The sequence below is a fragment of the uncultured Maribacter sp. genome, from assembly GCF_963977385.1.
GTDB lineage: Bacteria > Bacteroidota > Bacteroidia > Flavobacteriales > Flavobacteriaceae > Maribacter.
The window spans coordinates 1-22,246 of record NZ_CAXBOU010000003.1; the positions used below are offsets into that span (position 1 = coordinate 1).

Here is a 22,246-nt window from a genome sequence, read left to right on the forward strand (position 1 = left end):
CTTTACAGAATACAAAACTAGTACATCCCTTTGAGATTCTTTATTCAATTTTCATACTTCGGCAAAGCTTATCATGGTTGGCAAAATCAGCCGAATGCTATAACAGTTCAAGAAGTATTAGAAAATGCTTTGTCGAAACTTTTGAACCTTCCTATTTCTTTAATGGGAGCTGGTCGTACGGATACAGGAGTGCATGCTAAAGAAATGTTTGCTCATTTTGATGTTCATCAATTGGCAAAAATTCCGGAGTTGATTTTTAGACTAAATTCCTTTCTACCCAATGATATAGCTGTTCAGCAAATTTTTGAAGTGAAAGACGATGCACATGCACGTTTTAATGCCACGGCACGCACCTATGAGTATCGCATATCAAAAACTAAGGATCCATTTATAATGGATATGGTTCATTTTATATGGAAAGATTTAGACATAGTCCAAATGAACATTGCTACAAAATTTTTAATTGGTAAAAAGGATTTTGAGTGTTTTTCAAAATCAAATACCGATGTATATACTAATATTTGCGATTTACGAGAGGCTAAATGGATTCAAGAAAATGATACCTTAATTTTTACAATTACAGCAGATAGATTTCTAAGAAATATGGTGAGAGCAATTGTTGGAACGCTATTAAATGTGGGTGTTGGTAAATATTCAGCAGACTATGTTAATACCATATTAAAAAGTAAGGATAGGGCTTTGGCAGGAGCATCTGTTCCTGCAAAAGGATTATATTTGACCTCTATTGTTTACCCCAATACTATTTTAAAAAATGGATAAGGATTCTGGCAAAGCATTTGACACTCGTCTTTTTAAACGCTTAATGGCCTACACCAAACCGTATAAACTTACTTTTTATGTGGTAGCGCTTGCGGCTATTTTATTATCCGGTTTTGCTGTTCTAACTCCGCTTATCGTTAAGGAAATCATTGATGTCGCTATTAAGCAGAGCAATGAAGAAATGTTGTTATATCTAACGATTGCCATGTTAGTGGTTTTAATTGGGCAAGTGGTTAGTCAATTAGCATTTAATTATTATGCTAATTGGTTGGGTGAATCTGTGATAAAGGATATACGGATAGATTTATTTGAAAAGATGCTTTCTTTTAAAATGAAGTATTTTGATAATTCTTCTTTGGGTGTTTTAGTTACAAGAGCAGTTGCCGATATGCAACGTATCGGAGAAATATTCAGTCAGGGCTTTTTTGTGATAGTAGCAGATTTGTTGAAAATGGTGGTTGCTGCTATAGTAATGTTATTTATCAACTGGAAACTTTCATTAATTGTCTTTTCGCTACTACCTATAATCATTTACGCTACTAGGTTATTTCAGAAGGCTATGAAAATTGCCTTTACCGAGGTTAGGGCAGAAGTGTCTAATTTAAATTCCTTTGTGCAAGAACGTATTACGGGTATGAAAATAGTTCAGCTATTTACGCGTGAAAAAATTGAAAGTGACAAGTTTAGGGAAATTAATGAAAAGCATAAAAAAGCTTGGTTAAAAACGGTATGGTACAATTCAATTTTCTTTCCTATTGCTGAAATTGTTTCATCGATAACCGTAGGTTTAATTGTATGGTATGGAGGATTACAAAATGTTGCTAATATTACAACTGATATTGCAGGTACCATATTTGCGTTTATAATGTTAATCGATTTATTATTTAGACCTCTACGTCAAATTGCTGATAAATTTAACACCCTACAAATGGGTATGGTAGCGGCAAATAGAGTTTTTAAAATATTAGATACAGATAGTCATATACAAAATGTTGGCTCTTATGAAAATGACGCTATGCAGGGTGTCATTAAATTTGAGAATGTTCGTTTTGGGTATTTAGAAGATGAAGAAGTTTTACATGGTATTTCTTTTGAAGTTAAAGCTGGTGAAACGGTCGCTATAGTTGGGTCAACAGGCGCGGGTAAGAGTACTATAATAAATCTTTTGAATCGCTTTTACGAGATTAACTCCGGGCAAATAACCATTGATGGTGTTGATATTAAGGAATACAAATTAGCTTCGCTACGTTCGCATATTGCTGTTGTGCTACAAGATGTGTTTTTATTTGCAGATACTATTGCGAATAATATTTCATTAAAAAATTCATCCATTAGTGTTGATGATATAGAAAAGGCAGCTAAGGCTATTGGTGTTGATGCATTCATATCTAGTCTTCCTGGTGGTTATGAATATAATGTAAAAGAAAGAGGTACCATGCTATCAAGTGGTCAGCGACAGTTGATAGCCTTTCTTAGAGCTTATGTAAGTAATCCTAGTATATTGATTTTAGATGAGGCTACATCATCCGTAGATACCTATTCAGAACAATTAATACAATTGGCAACTGATAAAATAACGCAAGGAAGAACCTCTATTGTAATTGCCCATCGTTTGGCAACCATTAAAAAAGCAGATAAGATTATTGTGATGGATGCTGGAAAAATTGTTGAATCTGGGACGCATAAACAACTACTTAAAAAGGGAGGGTACTACAACAATCTTTATAATGCCCAATTCTTAGCCGAAGAGGTCGCTTAAGTTTTTAAATTAAATCTTGTTTCAACATACTGCCTAATTGTGTGATGGAATCATACAGAACAAATTCTCCATTTTTTATATAAGAGATTAAACCTGTTTCTTCACTAACCACAAGACTTAAAGCATCAGTTTTTTCGCTAATACCAACTGCAGCCCTATGTCGTAGCCCGAACCTTAGAGGAATATTACGCTCGTTCGATACAGGAAGTATAACTCTAGTTGCTACAATATAATTTCCAACGATAACTGCAGCACCATCATGAAGGGGACTGTTTTTGTAAAATATACTTTCTAGAATGGGTTGGTTGATTTCAATGTTCATGCGGTCACCTGTAGATTTTATGAAATCTAAAGAGTTGTTACGCTCAATAACCATAATAGCTCCTGTTTTGGTACTAGCCATTTTTTCACAAGCCTTAAGAATGGAATCTACATCCGTATCCGTAGAAATACCTTCCTGTTTTAAGAATTTAAAATGCTTTATAAAGTTTCTTTTATTGGCGAAATTGGTAGAACCAATCATCAATAAAAATTTACGGATTTCTTGTTGAAACACAATGATAAGAGCAATTAGTCCCACTTGCATAAATGCACCTACCATACTGCTAATCATCTGCATGTCTAGCAATTCGGTTAGTTTCCAAAATGCCCAAACGATTACTATTCCGATAAAAATATTGATAGCTACCGACCCACGAACCAACTTGTAGATATAGTATAGGAGCACGGCAACAAAAATGATGTCTAAAACATCTGTAATTCTAAAGTCAATAAAATTTAAAAAATCCAATCAATAATGTTTTAGTGAGATTAAGAAAATAGATAACAAGAAATAAGTATAAAATTAGGCATTTAATTGTTCATAAAGTTTCACACATTCCATGGCTTCTTTTACATCATGAGCCCTTAAAATTTTAGCACCTTTTTGTAGGCAGACCATGTGTAATGCGGTTGTGCCATTTAAAGCGTAGTCTGGGGTTGTTTCTATTACTTTATAAATCATAGACTTTCGGCTAATGCCCGCTAATAATGGATGCTCAATGAAGCTCATCATTTCTAATTGTCTTAAGAGTTCATAGTTCTGTTTTAGGTTTTTGGCAAAACCAAAACCAGGATCAATAATAATATCTTTGATTCCTAATGATTTGGCTGTTGAAAGTCTTTCAGAAAAGAAGGAAAGCAGCTCTTTAAAAACATCATTATAGTCTGTTTGCTGTTGCATATTTTGAGGAGTTCCTTTCATATGCATCATAATATAAGGCACATTCAATTTAGCAACGGTGTTCAACATTTCTTTGTCCTGCAGTCCAGCTGAAATATCATTTATAATTGAAGCACCACGACTTACACATTCTTTGGCTACATTACTTCTAAAAGTATCAATAGAGAGTAGTGCTTCAGGAAATTCTTTTAAAATTAGGGTAGCAATAGGCACTATTCGTTCTAATTCAGTGTGTTCGTTTACTTCTAGTGCACCTGGCCTAGTGCTATAAGCCCCTATGTCAATAAAAGTTGCTCCATTACTAAGCATTTTTTCAACTTGCTGTAAAATACTAGCATTGTCTTTGTATTTTCCGCCATCAAAAAATGAATCTGGCGTTACATTTAAAATACCCATTACCTTGGGTTTGATAAGTGAAATAAGTTTACCGTTACAATTTATGGTCATTATCAATAATTAAAAGGAATTTGTGGCATTTTCCAACTTTAAACCATCAATCTTGATGGTTACAATTTTTTAAGCGAAATTTACACAAAATAGATAGAATTACATGCTAGATACGGCACAGGAATACGATGAGGTGATTCAGGTTTGTTTGAATCTGTACCAAAAAAAAATGTCAGATTATGGTAGTGCATGGCGAATTTTAAGATTACCGTCACTGACCGACCAAATATTCATTAAAGCACAGCGAATTAGAAGTCTTCAAGAAAATGATGTTCGAAAAGTTGATGAAGATGAACGCTCAGAGTTTATAGGTATTATTAACTACTCTGTTATAGCACTAATTCAATTGGAACTTGGTGTTGTTGATCAACCGGACTTAAATACTGAAAAAGCCGTACAATTATATTCCAAACATATTAAGATAACTAAAGAACTCATGCTAAATAAAAACCATGATTATGGTGAAGCATGGCGTGAAATGCGGGTTAGTTCACTTACAGATTTAATATTGCAAAAATTACTTCGAGTTAAACAAATAGAGGATAACAAAGGCAAAACTTTAGTGAGTGAAGGAATTGATGCAAATTATCAAGATATGATTAATTATGCAGTTTTTGCATTGATACATTTAGGTACTGAATCAGAAAAATAAACTTAAAAATGAAGTATTTAGTAGGAGTCGTAAGAATATTTGTTGGAGTACTTTTTATAATAAGTGGTTTTATAAAACTGAATGACCCTGTTGGTTTTTCGTTTAAGTTAGAAGAATATTTTAGTCAAGGTGTTTTAGACCTTCCTTTTCTAACGCCTTATGCGTTGGCAATTTCAATTTTAGTTGTCGTGGTAGAAGTAATGGTTGGGGTAATGCTTATTCTTGGGTATAAGCGTAAGATTACCGTTTGGACTTTATTGGCCATGATTATTTTCTTTACGTTTCTTACTTTTTACTCAGCATATTTCAATAAGGTTACCGATTGTGGTTGTTTTGGAGATGCTATTAAATTGACACCTTGGGAATCATTTACTAAAGATGTAGTGCTTTTGGTGCTGATTTTAATCATATATGTTGGTAGAAAATATATTACACCGTTAGTTAATACTAAAGCTTTGATGCCAATTTTGTTAGCATCGTTGCTAGCTTGTATTGGTTATGTATATTATGTACTAAATCACTTGCCAGTAATTGATTTTAGGCCGTATGAGATTGGAAAAAACATTGAAGAGGGTATGAGTGTGCCTGAAGATGCCCCAAAGGCCATATTTGAATATAAATGGAAGTTCAACGTAAACGGAAATGAAGAAATTCATATTTCTAATGGAGATTACCCTACCGTAGATGGTGAATTTATAGATGTAGAAACTAGCGAAATACAAGAAGGCTATGAACCACCAGTACATGACTTTACAATTGAGCAAGATGGGGAAGATTTTGCTAGTTCATTACTGCAAGAGCCAAAGTTGGTAATGATAATTGCTTATGATTTAAGAAAGTCTAATCTAGAAGTATTTAAAGAAATTAAAACTGTTGCAGAAAAAGCATTGAAAGCAGGGTATAAAGTAATTGGTATGTCTGCTTCTGGTCCAGACCAAACCAAATTATTAAAAGAAGAAAATGGATTGCCGTTTGAATTTTATTTTACAGACGAAACGACTTTGAAAACCATTGTTCGTTCTAATCCAGGAGTATTGGTTTTAGAAAAAGGAACGATTAAACAAAAAGTGCATTATAACGATTTGAAGAATTTAAAATTCGAATAAGAGATTACATTGAAATAAGAATAATTAGAAATACAGATTACATGAGAGCAAAAATAGTAGCAGGAAATTGGAAGATGAACAAGAATTTGGCAGAAACAGAAACACTTCTAGCAGAGTTGTCGGCAAAATTGCCTGATACCAATGCAGAGGTAATGGTAGCGCCAACATATGTAAATTTAGCTAGCGCAGTTCGTACATTAGATAGTTCTAAGATAGAGGTAATTGCACAGAATATGCATTATGCCGAAAGTGGAGCTTTTACAGGTGAAATTTCTGCGGATATGCTTTTAAATATTGGTGTCGATACAGTTATTATTGGACATTCTGAGAGAAGAGCATATTTCGGTGAAGGTGATGAAATTCTTTCTAAGAAAGTAACTACTGCTTTGCAAAAAAATATGCGAGTAATGTTCTGTTTCGGAGAAGAATTAGAAGACCGTAAATCGGGTAATCATTTTAAATTAGTTGAAAGCCAGTTGAAGAATGTTCTTTTCAATTTAGAACCATCAGCTTGGTCAAAAATAGTACTAGCATACGAACCTGTATGGGCAATTGGAACTGGAGAGACTGCTTCACCGGAACAAGCGCAAGAAATGCATGCTTTTATACGTAAAACTATTTCAGATGCTTTTGACGCGACAATAGCGAACAATGTTACCATTTTGTATGGTGGTAGTGTTAAGCCAGGTAATGCTGTAGAAATTTTCTCTAAACCAGATGTTGATGGTGGTTTAATCGGAGGGGCTGCACTGGTTGCAGACGATTTTATTGCAATCGTTAAAGCTATATAGTCTAGATACAAACTCAGCATATAAAAATGAGTAATAATATTTATATAGAGTACCGTTTTACGGTAAAACCTAAAGAACCGGCTTCCGATATTCTAATCGCGGAATTGGGAGAAGCTGGTTTTGAAAGTTTTGTTGAAGAAGATGATGCCGTTTTAGCATATATTCAAAAAAATGATTGGTCTAAAAATATCTTAACTGATATTCAAATTCTTTCAAATACCAATTTTGAAATCGAATTTGACTATAAAGAGATTGAGCAAGAAAATTGGAATGCGACTTGGGAACAGAATTTTCAACCTATAATTGTAGATGATGTTTGTATGATAAGGGCTCCTTTTCATAATCCAATAGCGGTGGAATATGATATTGTTATAGAACCTAAAATGAGTTTTGGTACTGGACATCATGAAACTACACATATGATGTTGCAACATATTTTGAAATTAGATGTGAAGAATAAAACAGTGCTAGATATGGGCAGCGGCACAGGGGTTTTGGCTATTTTAACGGCTATGCGAGGTGCTACAAATATTGATGCTATTGATATTGATAATTGGTGCTATTTGAATGCAAAAGAGAATGTAGAGCGTAACAAAATGGATTTTATTTCGGTATACGAGGGTGATGTTGCGTTATTAAAAAATAAAAAGTACGACTTAATAATAGCGAATATTAATAGAAATATACTGTTAGCAGATATTCCTGCTTATGTTCAATCTTTGAATAAAGATGGAGTTTTATTGTTAAGTGGTTTTTATACTGAAGACTTAGAAATGATTACTCAGAAATGTGTTGAGTTAGAGTTAAAGTTTGAAAAAAATCTTGAACGGAATAATTGGGTTGCTGCAAAATATGTAAATTAGTTAGTATTAATTGGAAGAGAATGAGCACAAGAGAAGAAATTTCCGAAGAACTACTGTTAGAAGAAGAAACGATTCAACAAAACGAAATCGTTCTTTTTAATGATGAGGTTAACACATTCGATCATGTGATAAATACATTAATGTCTGTATGTGAACATTCGCCAGAACAGGCAGAACAATGTTCTTTAATTGTTCATTATAAAGGTAAGTGTACGGTTAAAACAGGGGAGTTTGAAGAGTTGAAACCACAATGTTCTAAATTATTGCAAGCAGGCCTCAGTGCTGAAATTGTTTAAATACGCTAAATTATTTTGTCTGATTGTGAGTATATAATAGAGATGAAATAAAAAAATCCCTTGAATATTCAAGGGATTTTTTTATTTCAATTAAACTCTTAATAGAATTTTCAATAAGTCTTTAAATATATCAATCTATACTAAAGGCACACCATTTAATCTTTTTTCGATCTTCTTCTTTTTTACTGTAACATCTTTCATTACATCCATTAAGTTAGGATCTTTGGTTTCCTTATATATTTCATTAATGCTTAAAATAAGAGCTTTCGCCTCTCTTGACGCTTCTACTCGGTCACTAGTAGACATATTACTCATTTTTCGACCTATAAATTCTTGAGCTTTTTCAAGTAACTCCATGTGCTTCTTTTTTTTCAAAGTTAACATAATATTCAAATTACGCAATTCTTTGTCAATTGTATATGCCTATAGGGCAATTAGATAATAGTATTTGTGAACAATTTAACTAAAAATACTTAAAACAAGGTAATAAATGAAATAATTAAGTAAGAATTTAACTACGCAAAATAATTTTGAGAGTATGAGTTTTAATTATTACTTAATTATTTCATCTTAATGTAGGTTGTTTTGAATCAATTTTATAATAAACTTAAAAAGAATAGTATAAAATAACTTTTGCCTTATTTTAAGGTATGTTTGCTTGTGGATTCTGTAATTTATTTTATATTCGTGTAATCGATTACATAATATTGTACTGTTACAAATTGAGAGTTTAGGTCCGCTGTTTTTCCAGTAGATAGTAGAACTTTCTGTACAGAAGATATCATAAAAGAGATTTTAACACAAAATCTCTTCGTTGAAAATAGTGTGCAACTCACCTAATCAATGTATGATCGCTATATTGTTGACGGTGATATGCAGTTAAGTAGTCTGTATAATTAGAAACAGTACCTAATTTGAATCAGATAATTTTCTTGATGAAAAAGAACTAGATATGGAAATCCTGAAAATTTGGCAGGTGCTGCAATTTTTCTTGCTTCAAAGGCAAGTGATTATATAAATGTTCAAGTTGTGTATCTAGATGGCTGAATTTTGGCTATTATTGGAGAACCAGCAAACGAAATTTAATGAGTAATTCTTTAACAATGAATACGTTTATAAAAAAGAACTTTTTATTGGAGAATAAGTTCTCGGAAAGACTTTTTCATGATTATGCATCTCAGATGCCCATCATAGATTATCATTGCCATTTACCTCCAAAAGAAATAGCAAGTAATCACACTTTCGAAAACTTAACGAAAATATGGATTGATGGCGACCATTATAAATGGCGAGCTATGCGGACTTTTGGTATTGACGAAAGATTTATAACTGGTGATGCACCAGATAAGGATAAGTTTATTCAATGGGCTAAAACAGTACCTTATACATTAAGAAATCCTTTGTATCATTGGACACATTTAGAGTTGCAAAGATATTTTGATATCGATATTCTATTGAATCAAGATTCAGCAAGTCAAATTTATGAAGATGCAACTGCTAAGCTTCAAACCGCAAACTTTAGTTGCCAAAATCTTATAAAGAATATGAATGTTGAGGTCGTTTGTACGACCGAAGATCCGATTGATAGCCTAAATTATCATGTTGAAATTAAGAATAGCGACTTTGGTGTAAAAGTAAGTACTGCATTTAGGCCAGATAAGGCTATTTTAATTACTAGTGATACCTACCTAGATTATCTAGGGAAATTATCTCAGGTAAGTAACGTTACAATCGATTCTTATAAGGCCTTGTGTGATGCTTTAAGTTTAAGATTAGATTATTTTGAGGAAAATGGATGTACACTTTCTGATCACGGATTAAGCTATGTTCCTTTTAGAACATTTACAGATGCTGAAATTGAAGCTATTTTTCAAAAAAGAAGAGTTAAAAAACGTTTGTCATTAGAGGAAGACGAGAAATTTCAAACTTCTCTATTATTGTTTCTATGTGAACAATACCATAGTCGTAACTGGATACAACAGTTTCATTTAGGGGCTTTACGTAACAATAATGCGAGAATGAATAGTATTCTGGGGCCAGATACAGGTTGGGATTCTATTGGAGATTATTCTCAAGCTACGACATTGTCTAGTTTTTTGAACGCATTAGATTCTAGAGATAAATTAACCAAAACTATATTATATAACCTTAACCCCGCAGACAATGAGGTTCTGGCGACTATGATTGGTAATTACAATGACGGAAAAGTAAAAGGAAAAATGCAATTTGGTTCTGGTTGGTGGTTTTTAGATCAAAAAGATGGTATGAACAAACAGATGAATGCACTGTCTAATATGGGGCTCATAAGTTGCTTTATCGGAATGCTGACAGATTCAAGAAGCTTTCTTTCATACCCTAGGCATGAGTATTTCAGAAGAATATTATGTAACCTTTTTGGTCAAGAAATGCAGCGGGGCGAATTGCCAGAAGACTTTGATTTAGTCGGTAAAATAATACAAGATATTTGTTATAATAATGCTAAAGAATATTTTAGATTTTAAGGAATTTACAGTGTTATTAAACATAATGATGCAACTAGGATTACAAAGCTATTCATGAAGTTTTAGCTGGATTATAATTGAATAAAGAAGATCAAACCAAGAGTATGAAAAGTAAGAACATTCTATTTTTATTCATTTTAGCTATAACTCTTTTTAGTTGTGGTGTAGAAAACGATACTAAGACAATCAGGTTGGGGCATGGGTTAGATATTAGTCATTCTGTACATAAGGCTATGGTTAAAATGGGAGAAGATTTACTTGAGCGTTCAGGTGGAAAACTTAAATTAGAAATATACCCTAGTCAGCAATTAGGAACGGAGCGTGAATGTCTAGAACTTCTTCAAATTGGGAGTTTAGATATGACGAAAGTTTCTGTTGGGGTTTTGGAAAATTTCGCACCAAAAATGAAAGTACTTGGTTTACCATTTTTATTTAGGGATAGGCAACATTCGTTCGATGTTTTAGATGGTCCTATTGGACAAATGTTATTGAACGATGGTGAAAAATATTGGTTGAAGGGACTCGGTTATTACGATGCTGGTAGCCGTAGTTTTTATACGATGAACAAACCCATAAACAAGCCTTCAGATCTTGAAGGTGAGAAAATACGGGTTATGGAAAGTGTTACAGCCGTGAATATGGTAAGGGCATTAGGTGGCTCGCCAACACCAATTTCATGGGGAGAATTATATACATCTTTGCAGCAAGGTGTGGTAGATGGTGCTGAGAATAACCCACCTAGTTTTTATCTTTCTAGGCATTATGAAGTTTGTAAATTCTATTCCTTGGATGAGCATACCGTTCTACCTGATGTACTTTTAATTGGTACTTATGTTTGGAATAAACTTAGTGAACAGGAGCAAAAATGGTTGAGCGATTCGGTAAAGGAGTCTGTTAAATATCAGCGAGTTCTGTGGGCAGAGGCTGAGGAAGAAGCATTACGTGAGGTTCAAAAAGCTGGTGTTGTCATATCTAGACCAGACAAAACACTTTTTGCAGAAAAAGTAAAGGGTATTTATGAAGGTTATAAGGATGATGCGGATATATATCCATTAATCAAACAAATACAAGAAACTAATTAATTACTATGCGAGATAAAATAGATGGGGTTTTAAGCAAAACGTTGGTGGTTATTATGTCTATCATGGTAATCAATGTGCTGTGGCAGGTATTTACGAGATACGTCACTGGAGATCCTAGTTCTTTTACAGACGAATTAGCTCGATACCTAATGATTTGGATCGGTGTTTTGGGAGCTGCATATGTCTCTGGACGTAATTTGCATGTAGCCATTGATATATTGCCCCAAAGACAAAACAAACGAATTCAGAAAAAACTAAAGGTTATTGTAACCCTATTAATTATCCTTTTTGTTTTTTTCGCTTTTGTAATCGGTGGTTCTAGATTGGTTTATATATCCTATGTTTTAGGCCAGCAATCACCAGCTTTAAGATTACCATTGGCAGTAGTGTACGTCATTATCCCAATAAGCGGATTATTAATTATGTATTATAAAATATCAGACCTAAATACTAAAGAATCATGATGGAACATATACCAATTCTGGTTTTAGTCATAAGTTTTGTTTGTTTATTGGCAATTGGTACGCCGGTAGCTTGGAGTATTGCAATATCCTCGCTACTGACTATGTTGGTTAGTATCCCTGCGATACCTGCTTTTACAACAATATCACAACGTATGGCTACAGGTCTTGATAGTTTTGCGCTACTCGCCATACCTTTTTTCATTTTATCGGGAGAACTCATGAACAAGGGCGGTATAGCCCATAGACTTATTGCTTTTGCAAAAACAATGGTGGGCTCATTGCCTGGCGGCTTAGCTTTAATTAATGTAATTGCTGCTATGTTAATGGGCGCTATAGCAGGTTCAGCAATGGCATCTGCTTCAGCCATGGGAAGTATTTTAGGGCCAGAGATGGAGAAAGAGGGCTATTCAAAAGAGTTTGGTGCTGCAGTGAATATTACTTCAGCGACAACAGGACTAATTATACCTCCTAGTAATGTATTGATCGTATATTCTTTAGCGAGTGGTGGAGCGTCTATCGCTGCACTTTTTCTAGCTGGCTATATTCCTGGTATTATGACAGGATTGTTTTTAATGATTGTAGCTTCTTTCTGGGCAAAGAAGAAAAAATATAAGGTTGGTAAAAGAAGTACTTTAAGTCAAGTAATGAAAACTTTTGTAGATGCTTTGCCAAGCTTATTCATGCTGGTAGTGGTAATAGGCGGTATTGTTACGGGGGTTTTTACAGCGACAGAGGCATCGGCGATAGCAGTATTATATAGTCTAATTCTTGGTTTCATATATAAGGAAATAACACTTCCTAAGCTTCCACAAATATTGTTAGATTCATCAGCTACCACAGCAATAGTTATGTTATTGATAGGTTCTTCTATGTGTATGTCATGGGCATTATCTTATGAGAATATTCCACAAGATATTAGTACAGGTCTATTGAGTTTAAGCGATAATAAAATTGTCATCCTTTTAATTATTAATTTGCTTTTATTGTTCGTAGGTATATTTATGGATATGACCCCTGCGGTGCTTATTTTTACACCTATATTTCTACCGGTAGTGACCAAATTAGGTCTTGACCCAGTACATTTTGGTATTATCATGGTGCTTAACCTTTGCATAGGTCTATGTACTCCGCCAGTTGGGTCAGTGTTATTTGTAGGAGTGGGAGTAGCCAAAACTACTATTGAGAAGGTCTTTAAACCTTTACTCCCTTTGTTTATTGCAATGATTATTGCTCTTTTCCTAGTTACTTATATTCCACAATTAAGTTTGTGGCTTCCTAGTTTATTCGATTTATAAAATTTTATTATTATTGAAAATAACCATGCAAAAATTAAACAGAAAAAATATTGCGGTTTCTAGTACATTACCTATTAAAGTTGTCCAATTTGGAGAGGGTAATTTTTTACGAGCTTTTGTAGAGTATGCATTTCAAACCTTGAATAATGAAGTTGGTTTCAATGCTGGTATAGCTGTTGTACAGCCTATTTCCAACGGCATGGTGTCTATGTTGAATGATCAAGATGGTTTATATACGTTGTTTACAAAAGGTATTAAGAATGGTGAAGAGGTTGAGGAGAAAGAACTGATAACTAATATTGTGAAAAGTATTGATCCTTATCTAAACTTTGATGCATATTTAGATTTGGCCAAGGAGGAAAAGTTAGAGTTTATTATATCAAATACAACCGAAGCCGGAATTTCTTATGTTGCTTCTGATATTTTCGATATGGCTCCGCCAAGCTCATTTCCAGCCAAATTGACAAGGCTATTATTTGAACGATTCGCGCATTTTAATGGTGCTGTGGATAAAGGTTTAACTATAATTCCCTGTGAACTAATTAATCATAATTCAGACACGTTAAAACAAATTATCATGGATTATGTTTCACTATGGAACTTATCCGAAGACTTTAAAAATTGGGTGTTGAATACATGTACGTTTCATAACACCTTAGTTGATAGAATTGTACCAGGTTATCCTCGTGATCAAATTGAAGAATACAATAAGCAATTGAATTATAAGGATAATCTTATTGTTAGTGCAGAAACCTTTTTTTTATGGGTAATTGAAGGTGGTGAAATGCTGAAGAAAAAACTACCATTCCATAAGACGAAGTTAGATGTCAAGATTGTTGCTGATATGCAACCTTTTCGAACTAGAAAGGTTAGAATTTTAAACGGAGCTCATACAGCAATGGTTCCATTTTCTATACTATATGGTAATGAAACAGTGAAACAGACCGTAGACGAAAGTTTTACAGGTCCATTTATACGATCACTTGTTTTTGAAGAAATTATTCCGACCATGGATATGGATAAGGCAGAATTGGAAGACTTTGCAGATGCAGTCTTTGACCGATTTAGAAATCCATTTATAAAACATCAATTAGCAAGTATAGCATTAAATTCTATTTCTAAATTCAAGGTAAGAGTGTTACCAAGTCTATTAGATTTTGTAAAAAGAAAAGATAGTCTACCTTCTCGTACGGTATTCGCTTTTGCTTGCTTAATTCGCTTTTATAAAGGGAGTTACAAACTTCAAGAATTGCCTATTAATGATGATAAGGAGATAGTTTCTGAAATGGCAGAAATATGGAAATCTGATTCAATGTATGACATAGCCACACAGGTTTTAGGTAAAGTTGAGTATTGGGGTCAAAATTTAAATGATGTTGAGGGATTAACGAATGCTATTACAACATCATTACAATTAATCGAAGAAAAGGGTATTGAAGTCGGTTTTTCTGAATTAAGTTAGTTTTAAATACAAGTCATGCAGAAAAAATTAATCAAAGTACAAGATGGGGATAATGTAGCCATTGCTTTAGTAGATTTGGTACAAGGTGATCGAATACAATATGAAGGCGAAGAAGTTATCATATTATCCAATACGAAAGCAAAACATAAAATTGCATTTGTTGATTTGGATAAAGAAGACCAAATTTTCATGTATGGTGTTTTGGTCGGCAAGGCAATGTTCCCAATTAAAAGAGGAGACGTATTAACTACTGAAAACATAAAGCACCAAAGTGATTTGGTGAAAGGGAGAACGAAGACGGTAATATGGATACCACCAGATGTTTCTAAATGGAAGAATAGAACATTTATGGGGTATCACAGGCCAGATGGTCAAGTAGGTACGCAAAATGTTTGGTTATTCTTTCCTTTAGTCTTCTGTGAAAATAGAAATATTGAAGTACTTAAAGAGGTTTTTGAAAAAGAATTTTCTATGGGTAAAGAACGAAATCAAAGACAATTGTTACGTAATCTTATCAACGGTAATGATGTTGATTTTAAAGATGGAAAACAAGAAACCAATAATCAGACCTTTAGTAATATAGATGTTAAATTTATAACTCATCAAGGTGGTTGCGGTGGTATACGCCAAGATTCTCAGACCTTAGCAAAATTATTAGCGGGGTATGTTAAAAACCCAAATGTTGCAGGTGCTACTGTGTTAAGTTTAGGATGTCAGAATTTACAGATCAACTTGTTTAAAGATGCTCTGAATGCTATAGATTCAAATCTTAATAAACCTGTATTAATTTATGAGCAGCAACAAATGGGTACGGTTGATGAAATGCTGAACACCATTATTAAAGATTCTTTTGAAGGAATAAAGGCTGCAAACTCGATAGAACGTAAACCAGCTTCCATATCTAAATTAAAAATGGGATTAGAGTGTGGTGGTTCTGATGGTTTTTCTGGAATATCGGCAAACCCGGCTTTGGGCTACGCTTCAGATATTCTTGCCGCAGTTGGTGGATCACCTATACTTTCTGAATTTCCAGAATTATGTGGCGTAGAGCAAGAGCTTGTAAATAGATGTACAAATGATGAAGATGCCGCTAGATTTATGAAATTAATGAAGGCATATGAGGCTTCGGCCGAGGCTGCGGGCTCTGGCTTTGATATGAATCCTTCACCTGGTAATATAAAAGATGGGTTAATAACTGATGCAATGAAATCTGCAGGTGCTGCAAAAAAAGGAGGTACTTCACCCATCGAAGCTATTTTAGACTATGGCGAATATGTAACTAAACCAGGTTTAAACTTACTATGTACTCCTGGTAATGATGTTGAAAGTACCACTGGTATGGTTGGTTCTGGAGCGAATATTGTTGTGTTTACGACAGGTTTGGGAACACCAACAGGTAATCCTATAGCTCCTGTTCTAAAGGTTTCTTCTAATACGATACTTGCTGAACGTATGCCGGATATTATTGATATTGACACTGGTGCGGTAATACGAGGCGAAAAATCAATTCAACAAATGGGTGAGGAAATTTTGGAATATGTGGTTCGCGTTGCCAGTGGTGAAATTGAGGCAAAAGCAGATCAATTGGGCCAAGATGATTTTATTCCGTGGAAAAGAGGTGTTTCACTCTAAGTATTTGACATGAAAGTTAAAACTATTTTATTTTACTAGATGATTTTCTAATAATCAGTTTAGATGGTAAAATCAACTGTTTATGAATTTTTACCGATTGTTCACTATCCATTTGTTCTAAGAATACTTTTGCAGCCATTTTTCCCATTTCTACGGGTGATTGATCAACAGAACTTATAGAAGGTTCTAAAAACTGTGTGAAGGGCTCATTACTAAAACCAACAACACAAAAATCTTCTGGGATTTTAATAGATAATTGTTGCAAGTATTTAACAGCACCTAATAATCCGTTGTCTGTAGATGAGAAAATAGCATCTGGAGGAAGAGGCAGCTTCATTAGTCTTTCTGCAGCTTCCATACCTGCTTCCATATCATTTTTTAAAGGCACCATATATTCAGGGATAATTTCAAATCCGTTCTGTGTCAAGGCATCCTTGTAACCAAGTAACCGGTTTTTATAAAGTTCAATTTCATGGTTTACATAAAAGTGAGCTATTCTTTTACAGCCTTGATCAATTAAATGTTTTGTAGCATCGAACCCTCCTTGATAATCATCTACGGTTACTGAACTTATATCTGGGAAATCTAATTTTCTATCAAAGAAGATAAAGGGAGTAGTTTTTTTTAGAATATGCTCAAATTTATCTTTCTCCTCATTTGAATGTGATGTAGATATTAATATTCCATCAACTTGGGCATTTAATAAGTTTTGGACAATTTTAAGTTCTCGATCTTTCTCTTCATGTGTTTGAGAAATAATTACATGATAACCTTTTGGATATAATTCATCTTCTATACCTCTAATTACGGAGGAGAAAAAATTTCTATTTATGAATGGTATAACTACACCAACACTTTTGCTTTTTCCGCTTTTTAAGGCCAAAGCTAATCTGTTCTGCTTGTAGTTCATTTTAACTGCTGTGGCAAGTACAAGTTCTCTTGTATTCTTGCTTATTCTAGGATTTTCATTTAGGGCTCTTGAAACAGTAGCAGCCGTAATATCTAACTCCTTGGCAATATCATAAATTGTAGTTTTTTTGCTCATGGGAAATACATCGCTAAATATACGATAAACCCATTAAATCAAAATACTTTAAGCATTCTATAAAATAAGCAAATCTATATTTTAAAACTAAATCCTTCCTCTAATTTTTTATGATATTTTTCTTGATCAAACTGAAATAGGTACGCGCCTTTTTTGGAACAGCTCATATCTTTTTCATCTAATCTTTTTAAGATATCCTGAGAATTGAATTTGTTGATGAAATTTCTTTTATCAAGTTTTGTGTCTAAAATAGCTTCATGTAATTTTTGCAGCTGACGCATTGTAAATTTATCTGGTAGAAGTTCAAAACCAATGGGTTTGGTCATTGCCCTTCTTCTTAAGATTAACAAGGCTTTTTCTACCATTGCATTATGGTCAAAAATTAATTGAGGAGCATCTTTTAAATCAAACCATTTAATAGGGTTTTGTTTTAAGAGATCTTTACAGTGGTGGGCAATATCGATAAGAGCGAAATAGGCTACTGATATGGTTCTTTCTGTTGGGTCACGGTCTACCTTTGAAAAGGTGGACACTTGTTCCATATAAATATTGTTTAGACCAGTTAGGTGATTTAGAACTCTAGTGGCCGCCATGTCTAAATCTTCTTTCTTTTTAAGGAATCCACCTATGAGTGACCATTTGTCTTTTTCTGGTTCAAAGTCTCTTTTAGCTAGAAGTATTTTTAATTCCTCTTGATAGAATCCGAATATAATACAATCGACTGCTACTAGAACTTTATCCTCTTTGAGGTAATTACTTAAAACCATGTTAAATTCTTTGCGGCGTAATTTAATAAGAATCAATGGATTTGAAATAATAATGGGAAAAATTGTCAAAAACTATTTTAATGGAATATGGTAATTTAAGATTTAGAATATTATAAATATTGTCAATTTAAAGTAAATTACTAAATCGTTTTCGAAGTATTTCTCCTTAAAAATTTATAACTAAAAATTAAGATAGTTATTACATCAAATTTTTAACTAAATTACTATTTCCCCAAGTATTTAAAGGTGTTGTTAGAATTTGATGATATTTTTCGGCATTCTTGATTAAGCGCATAATTATTTACTAATTACAAATTTGAGGAATGATATAAAATGAATATAATTAAAATGATTTGCCAGCTAATTTTAATTTTTACTATTTTGACATTGAATTTTAGTTGTAAGATAATTAGCAAAAATTCTGAAAAAATAGCTATTCAAAAAATGAACAAATCAGTGAGCATTATAGAAAGTGATTTTGGTACAACTGTCGGTGATGAAGTAGTAAAGAAGTATATTTTAAAAAATGAAGGGGGTATTGAAGTTGGTATAATTACTTTTGGTGGTAGAATTATAACAGTAAATACTGCTGATAAAAAGGGGAAAATTCAAAATGTAGTTCTAGGTTTTGATAACTTAAAACAATATGAGATTAAAAATCCATTTTTTGGTGCATTGGTCGGTCGTTATGGCAACAGAATTGCAAAAGGTAAATTTAATTTAAATGATACTGAATACACCTTAGCGAAAAATAATGGCGAAAACAATTTGCATGGTGGTGAAAAAGGATTTGATAAGGTTGTTTGGAAGGTTGAGGGTATAGAAGAAACTGATTCTAAAGCATCTCTAAAACTTAGCTATTTAAGTAAGGATATGGAAGAAGGTTTTCCGGGTAATCTGGCTACTACTGTTACCTACACCTTAAACCAAGATAATAGTTTAGACGTATTGTATGAAGCAACAACCGACAAAACTACGGTTGTAAATCTTACCCAGCATTCTTACTTTAATTTGTCAGGTGATTTTTCACAACCAATAGTAGATCATGAAGTGGAAATAGATGCAGATGAATTTGTACCTGTTGATGGCTCTTTAATCCCGACAGGAGAATTAGCTAACGTAGAGGGTACACCTTTTGATTTTAGAAAAGCAAAACTAGTTGGTGCAGAAATTAATGCAGAAAATAAGCAAATTGAATTAGGCGGTGGTTACGATCATTGTTGGGTACTTAATGACCAAAAAGCCGGGTACCGTTCAGTCGCAAAGGCCTATCATTCACGAACAGGTAGAACTTTAGAAGTACTAACCGATCAACCAGGGATGCAATTTTATACGGGTAATTTTTTAGATGCAACACTACCTACACGAAATGGTGGTTTTTATGCTAAAAGAAGTGGATTTTGTTTTGAGACTCAACATTATCCAGATTCACCCAACCAATCAGAATTTCCTTCTGTACGTCTAGAACCTGGTGAAAAATATTCAACCAAAACAACTTTTAAATTTTCGACTAAATAAACCAAACTTGTGCAACAATTAGACAATTTAGATTGGATCAGTATTTCGTTATATTTCTTATTGCTTGTAGGTATAGCAGTTTGGGTTATTCGAAAAAAAGAGGATAATACCGAAGATTACTTTTTGGCAGGTAGAAATGTCGGTTGGTTCGTAGTAGGTGCCTCTATATTTGCATCGAATATAGGTTCTGAACATGTGGTAGGTTTAGCGGGCACAGGTGCTAGCAATAAACTACCCTTACTTATATATGAAATACATGCTTGGGTAGTATTAATGTTAGGATGGGTCTTTTTACCATTTTATGCCCGTAGTGGAGTATTTACAATGCCAGAGTTTTTAGAGAAACGTTTTGACGCAAGGTCGAGATGGGTATTGTCTATCTTCTCAATTGTTGCCTATGTATTGACCAAAATTTCGGTAACCATTTATGCCGGTGGTGTAGTGGTTTCAGCATTATTAGGAATAGATTTTTGGACAGGAGCAATTGCAACGGTAGTTTTAACTGGTATATACACGGTTTTAGGGGGAATGCGTGCCGTAGTTTATACAGAAACTCTTCAAGCTATTTTATTGGTTATTGGGGCAGCCGTATTAACTTTTATGGGCTTAGATAAAGTAGGTGGATGGGGTAGTATGGTCGATACCTTAGGTCCAGAATATTTTAATATGTGGCGTCCGGCAACGGATCCTGACTTTCCTTGGCCATCGCTTTTTATAACAAGTACAATAGTAGGTATTTGGTATTGGTGTACGGATCAATATATTGTACAAAGAACACTAACAGCCAGAAATATTAAAGAGGGTAGACGAGGTACTATTTTTGGAGCGTTATTAAAACTTTTACCAGTTTTTTTGTTTTTAATACCAGGGGTGATTGCGTTGACATTAAAAATGCGAGGCGAATTAGAGTGGGAAAGCGCAGATCAAGCATTTCCTGTATTAATGAGTAATTTATTGCCATCTGGTTTAAGAGGCCTTGTAGCTGCAGGCTTATTGGCAGCTTTAATGAGCTCATTAGCTTCTGTGTTTAATTCATGTTCAACTCTTTTTACCGTTGATGTTTATAAAAAACTAAGACCAAATACGCCAGAAAAGAAATTGGTGCGTACAGGTCAGATTGCAACTGTATTCGTGGTAATTATTGGGATTATTTGGATTCCGATTATGGCCAATATTTCAGGGGTATTGTATGAATATTTACAGAGCGTACAATCATATATCGCGCCTCCTATAACAGCGGTATTTTTATTAGGTATATTTTATAAACGTATTAATGCTACGGGTGCCTTTGCAACATTGGTAATGGGTATTGTAGTGGCATTTTTAAGAATAACATTAGAACTTATAAAAGACAACCTGAATCCTGATGGTGTTTTGTTTTATTTGGGTGATATGAATTTCTTGAGCTTTGGAGCATGGTTCTTCTTATTCTGCTTAATTTTTATGGTCACAGTAAGCTTATTAACGAAAGCACCGGATCAAGAGCAAATTGTAAATCTTACTTTTGGCACCATAACAGAAGAAGAAAAGAATAAAAATAAGAGTAGTTATACTTGGGTTGATGTTACGGTATCAATCATAATTGTTCTTATTGTAATAGGTATTATGGTATTCTTCAATGGGAAGTAAAATGTTTAAGCAGCTTTGCTTTTAGCGATTACATGTTACAAATTTTAGTTATTGCATTAATCAATCTTAGTAATGTGAATTAATTTTATTAACTAAAAAAATAAGCATGCAAAAACCTAATAAAAGATTAGAAGGACAGACGTGTATCGTTACTGGTTCTAGTGATGGTATCGGTGAAGCCGTTGCTAAGGCAATGGGGATGGAAGGCGCAAATATTGTTGTTAATTACCATAGTAGTAAAGAAGAAGCAGAAGAAGTTGCACATTGGATAAGTGAAATTTCAGACTCAGGTAATGCCATTGTGGTTAAGTGTGATGTAAGTAAAGAAGATGATGTAAAAACATTGTTCAAAAAAAGTATTGCTGAATTTGGAACAGTAGATGTTTGTGTTGCTAATGCTGGTCTGCAGTTAGATTACCCATTACATGAAATGCCATTGAAAGATTGGCAACGAGTTATAGATGTAAATTTAACTGGTCAATTTCTTTGTGCCAAAGAAGCAATTATAGAATTCAAAAGAAGAGGAATGCGACCAGAGATTTCTAAATCTTTGGGTAAGATTATACATATGAGCTCTGTTCATGAAGTAATTCCTTGGGCAGGCCATGCTAATTATGCAGCATCTAAAGGAGGTCTGGTTATGCTAATGCAAACAATTTGCCAAGAATATGGGCCAGAAAAAATAAGGTGTAATTCTATCGCACCGGGTGCCATTAAAACAGATATTAACAAAGATGTATGGAGCACAAAAGAGGGTAGAGAAGATATGTTGAAATTGATTCCCTATAAACAAATTGGTGTTCCAGATGATATAGGAAGTGTTGCTAGTTGGCTGGCTTCAGATGAATCTGAATATATTAATGGTACAACGATTTTTGTTGATGGTGGCATGACTTGCTATCCTGGTTTTACAGCTAATGGGTAATACTAAAAAT

The 22,246-nt window shown here is 33.7% G+C and carries 21 protein-coding genes and 1 pseudogene; 17 read left to right on the plus strand and 5 right to left on the minus strand.

What is annotated here, in order from left to right:
- The first annotated feature begins 30 nt into the window (after positions 1 to 30).
- Positions 31 to 780 carry a tRNA pseudouridine(38-40) synthase TruA gene (gene truA, locus AAC084_RS05425; protein ID WP_339837966.1) on the plus strand — a complete coding sequence of 250 codons (750 nt, stop codon included), beginning with the start codon at positions 31 to 33 and terminating at the stop codon, positions 778 to 780.
- Positions 773 to 2,539 carry an ABC transporter ATP-binding protein gene (locus AAC084_RS05430; protein WP_339837969.1) on the plus strand — a complete coding sequence of 589 codons (1,767 nt, stop codon included), beginning with the start codon at positions 773 to 775 and terminating at the stop codon, positions 2,537 to 2,539. The genes truA and AAC084_RS05430 overlap by 8 nt, the downstream gene beginning before the upstream one ends.
- A 4-nt stretch (positions 2,540 to 2,543) precedes the next feature.
- Here AAC084_RS05430 and AAC084_RS05435 read toward each other — a convergent pair whose 3' ends face one another.
- Both AAC084_RS05435 and folP read right to left on the minus strand, forming a co-directional pair.
- On the minus strand, positions 2,544 to 3,329 hold the full coding sequence (locus AAC084_RS05435; protein ID WP_339837971.1) for a diadenylate cyclase: 786 nt from the start codon (positions 3,327 to 3,329) through the stop codon (positions 2,544 to 2,546).
- A 54-nt stretch (positions 3,330 to 3,383) separates the two neighbouring features.
- Positions 3,384 to 4,208 (minus strand): dihydropteroate synthase, encoded by an 825-nt coding sequence (folP, locus tag AAC084_RS05440; RefSeq protein WP_339837974.1) that lies wholly within the window; start codon positions 4,206 to 4,208, stop codon positions 3,384 to 3,386.
- A 103-nt stretch (positions 4,209 to 4,311) separates the two neighbouring features.
- Here folP and AAC084_RS05445 point away from each other — a divergent pair, with 103 nt between their 5' ends.
- The 5 genes from AAC084_RS05445 to AAC084_RS05465 are packed head-to-tail and all read left to right on the plus strand — an operon-like array spanning position 4,312 to position 7,916.
- Positions 4,312 to 4,860 carry a DUF1599 domain-containing protein gene (locus tag AAC084_RS05445; RefSeq protein WP_339837977.1) on the plus strand — a complete coding sequence of 183 codons (549 nt, stop codon included), beginning with the start codon at positions 4,312 to 4,314 and terminating at the stop codon, positions 4,858 to 4,860.
- Between the two features lie 8 nt (positions 4,861 to 4,868).
- A complete protein-coding gene (locus AAC084_RS05450) occupies positions 4,869 to 5,966 on the plus strand; it encodes a BT_3928 family protein (RefSeq protein ID WP_339837980.1) in 1,098 nt (365 codons plus the stop codon).
- Positions 5,967 to 6,007: 41 nt separating this feature from the next.
- On the plus strand, positions 6,008 to 6,757 hold the full coding sequence (tpiA, locus tag AAC084_RS05455) for a triose-phosphate isomerase (RefSeq protein WP_339837983.1): 750 nt from the start codon (positions 6,008 to 6,010) through the stop codon (positions 6,755 to 6,757).
- A 26-nt stretch (positions 6,758 to 6,783) separates the two neighbouring features.
- A complete protein-coding gene (gene prmA, locus AAC084_RS05460) occupies positions 6,784 to 7,620 on the plus strand; it encodes a 50S ribosomal protein L11 methyltransferase (protein WP_339837985.1) in 837 nt (278 codons plus the stop codon).
- A gap of 20 nt (positions 7,621 to 7,640) precedes the next feature.
- Positions 7,641 to 7,916 carry an ATP-dependent Clp protease adaptor ClpS gene (locus tag AAC084_RS05465; RefSeq protein WP_339837987.1) on the plus strand — a complete coding sequence of 92 codons (276 nt, stop codon included), beginning with the start codon at positions 7,641 to 7,643 and terminating at the stop codon, positions 7,914 to 7,916.
- Positions 7,917 to 8,051: 135 nt separating this feature from the next.
- On the opposite strand, the gene AAC084_RS05470 is transcribed toward AAC084_RS05465, so the two are convergent.
- A complete protein-coding gene (locus AAC084_RS05470) occupies positions 8,052 to 8,273 on the minus strand; it encodes a hypothetical protein (protein ID WP_339837989.1) in 222 nt (73 codons plus the stop codon).
- A gap of 591 nt (positions 8,274 to 8,864) precedes the next feature.
- Between AAC084_RS05470 and AAC084_RS05475 the strand changes: the two are divergent.
- The 7 genes and pseudogenes from AAC084_RS05475 to AAC084_RS05505 form a co-directional block, all read left to right on the plus strand.
- A pseudogene (locus tag AAC084_RS05475) lies at positions 8,865 to 8,963 on the plus strand (gluconate 5-dehydrogenase); the annotation flags it as partial.
- Between the two features lie 38 nt (positions 8,964 to 9,001).
- Positions 9,002 to 10,417, plus strand: coding sequence for a glucuronate isomerase (gene uxaC, locus AAC084_RS05480; protein ID WP_339837990.1), 1,416 nt, complete (start codon positions 9,002 to 9,004; stop codon positions 10,415 to 10,417).
- 104 nt (positions 10,418 to 10,521) lie between these two features.
- Complete coding sequence (locus tag AAC084_RS05485) at positions 10,522 to 11,499, plus strand: TRAP transporter substrate-binding protein (protein WP_339837993.1); 978 nt, start codon at positions 10,522 to 10,524, stop codon at positions 11,497 to 11,499.
- A gap of 5 nt (positions 11,500 to 11,504) precedes the next feature.
- Entirely contained in the window at positions 11,505 to 11,963 is a 459-nt protein-coding gene (locus AAC084_RS05490) for a TRAP transporter small permease (protein WP_339837995.1), read from the plus strand.
- The gene (locus tag AAC084_RS05495) at positions 11,963 to 13,258 is read left to right on the plus strand and encodes a TRAP transporter large permease subunit (RefSeq protein WP_339838500.1); all 1,296 of its coding nucleotides are present in this window, start codon (positions 11,963 to 11,965) and stop codon (positions 13,256 to 13,258) included. The genes AAC084_RS05490 and AAC084_RS05495 overlap by 1 nt, the downstream gene beginning before the upstream one ends.
- A 25-nt stretch (positions 13,259 to 13,283) precedes the next feature.
- Entirely contained in the window at positions 13,284 to 14,720 is a 1,437-nt protein-coding gene (locus tag AAC084_RS05500; protein WP_339837998.1) for a tagaturonate reductase, read from the plus strand.
- A 15-nt stretch (positions 14,721 to 14,735) separates the two neighbouring features.
- Positions 14,736 to 16,352, plus strand: a complete 1,617-nt coding sequence (locus AAC084_RS05505; protein WP_339838000.1) for an altronate dehydratase family protein — start codon at positions 14,736 to 14,738, stop codon at positions 16,350 to 16,352.
- 22 nt (positions 16,353 to 16,374) lie between these two features.
- On the opposite strand, the gene AAC084_RS05510 is transcribed toward AAC084_RS05505, so the two are convergent.
- Complete coding sequence (locus AAC084_RS05510; protein WP_339838002.1) at positions 16,375 to 17,397, minus strand: LacI family DNA-binding transcriptional regulator; 1,023 nt, start codon at positions 17,395 to 17,397, stop codon at positions 16,375 to 16,377.
- A gap of 74 nt (positions 17,398 to 17,471) precedes the next feature.
- Positions 17,472 to 18,164, minus strand: a complete 693-nt coding sequence (locus AAC084_RS05515) for an NUDIX domain-containing protein (RefSeq protein WP_339838004.1) — start codon at positions 18,162 to 18,164, stop codon at positions 17,472 to 17,474.
- Positions 18,165 to 18,608: 444 nt separating this feature from the next.
- On the opposite strand from AAC084_RS05515, the gene AAC084_RS05520 reads away from it, so the two are divergent.
- The 3 genes from AAC084_RS05520 to AAC084_RS05530 all read left to right on the plus strand — a co-directional run bounded on the left by AAC084_RS05520 (position 18,609) and on the right by AAC084_RS05530 (position 22,236).
- A complete protein-coding gene (locus tag AAC084_RS05520) occupies positions 18,609 to 19,682 on the plus strand; it encodes an aldose epimerase family protein (protein ID WP_339838007.1) in 1,074 nt (357 codons plus the stop codon).
- Between the two features lie 9 nt (positions 19,683 to 19,691).
- Entirely contained in the window at positions 19,692 to 21,311 is a 1,620-nt protein-coding gene (locus AAC084_RS05525) for a sodium:solute symporter (RefSeq protein ID WP_339838009.1), read from the plus strand.
- 106 nt (positions 21,312 to 21,417) lie between these two features.
- Positions 21,418 to 22,236 carry an SDR family oxidoreductase gene (locus AAC084_RS05530; protein ID WP_339838011.1) on the plus strand — a complete coding sequence of 273 codons (819 nt, stop codon included), beginning with the start codon at positions 21,418 to 21,420 and terminating at the stop codon, positions 22,234 to 22,236.
- Positions 22,237 to 22,246 lie beyond the last annotated feature (10 nt).

Bases quoted from the DNA above. Each gene is read 5' to 3' on its own strand.
- AAC084_RS05530 (WP_339838011.1), top strand. From the start codon at position 21,418: ATGCAAAAACCTAATAAAAGATTAGAAGGACAGACGTGTATCGTTACT.
- AAC084_RS05505 (WP_339838000.1), top strand. From the start codon at position 14,736: ATGCAGAAAAAATTAATCAAAGTACAAGATGGGGATAATGTAGCCATT.
- prmA (WP_339837985.1), top strand. From the start codon at position 6,784: ATGAGTAATAATATTTATATAGAGTACCGTTTTACGGTAAAACCTAAA.
- AAC084_RS05490 (WP_339837995.1), top strand. From the start codon at position 11,505: ATGCGAGATAAAATAGATGGGGTTTTAAGCAAAACGTTGGTGGTTATT.
- AAC084_RS05465 (WP_339837987.1), top strand. From the start codon at position 7,641: ATGAGCACAAGAGAAGAAATTTCCGAAGAACTACTGTTAGAAGAAGAA.
- AAC084_RS05450 (WP_339837980.1), top strand. From the start codon at position 4,869: ATGAAGTATTTAGTAGGAGTCGTAAGAATATTTGTTGGAGTACTTTTT.
- AAC084_RS05520 (WP_339838007.1), top strand. From the start codon at position 18,609: ATGAACAAATCAGTGAGCATTATAGAAAGTGATTTTGGTACAACTGTC.
- tpiA (WP_339837983.1), top strand. From the start codon at position 6,008: ATGAGAGCAAAAATAGTAGCAGGAAATTGGAAGATGAACAAGAATTTG.
- AAC084_RS05445 (WP_339837977.1), top strand. From the start codon at position 4,312: ATGCTAGATACGGCACAGGAATACGATGAGGTGATTCAGGTTTGTTTG.
- uxaC (WP_339837990.1), top strand. From the start codon at position 9,002: ATGAGTAATTCTTTAACAATGAATACGTTTATAAAAAAGAACTTTTTA.
- folP (WP_339837974.1), bottom strand. From the start codon at position 4,208: ATGACCATAAATTGTAACGGTAAACTTATTTCACTTATCAAACCCAAG.
- AAC084_RS05495 (WP_339838500.1), top strand. From the start codon at position 11,963: ATGGAACATATACCAATTCTGGTTTTAGTCATAAGTTTTGTTTGTTTA.
- AAC084_RS05510 (WP_339838002.1), bottom strand. From the start codon at position 17,397: ATGAGCAAAAAAACTACAATTTATGATATTGCCAAGGAGTTAGATATT.
- AAC084_RS05500 (WP_339837998.1), top strand. From the start codon at position 13,284: ATGCAAAAATTAAACAGAAAAAATATTGCGGTTTCTAGTACATTACCT.
- AAC084_RS05430 (WP_339837969.1), top strand. From the start codon at position 773: ATGGATAAGGATTCTGGCAAAGCATTTGACACTCGTCTTTTTAAACGC.
- AAC084_RS05485 (WP_339837993.1), top strand. From the start codon at position 10,522: ATGAAAAGTAAGAACATTCTATTTTTATTCATTTTAGCTATAACTCTT.
- AAC084_RS05515 (WP_339838004.1), bottom strand. From the start codon at position 18,164: ATGGTTTTAAGTAATTACCTCAAAGAGGATAAAGTTCTAGTAGCAGTC.
- AAC084_RS05470 (WP_339837989.1), bottom strand. From the start codon at position 8,273: ATGGAGTTACTTGAAAAAGCTCAAGAATTTATAGGTCGAAAAATGAGT.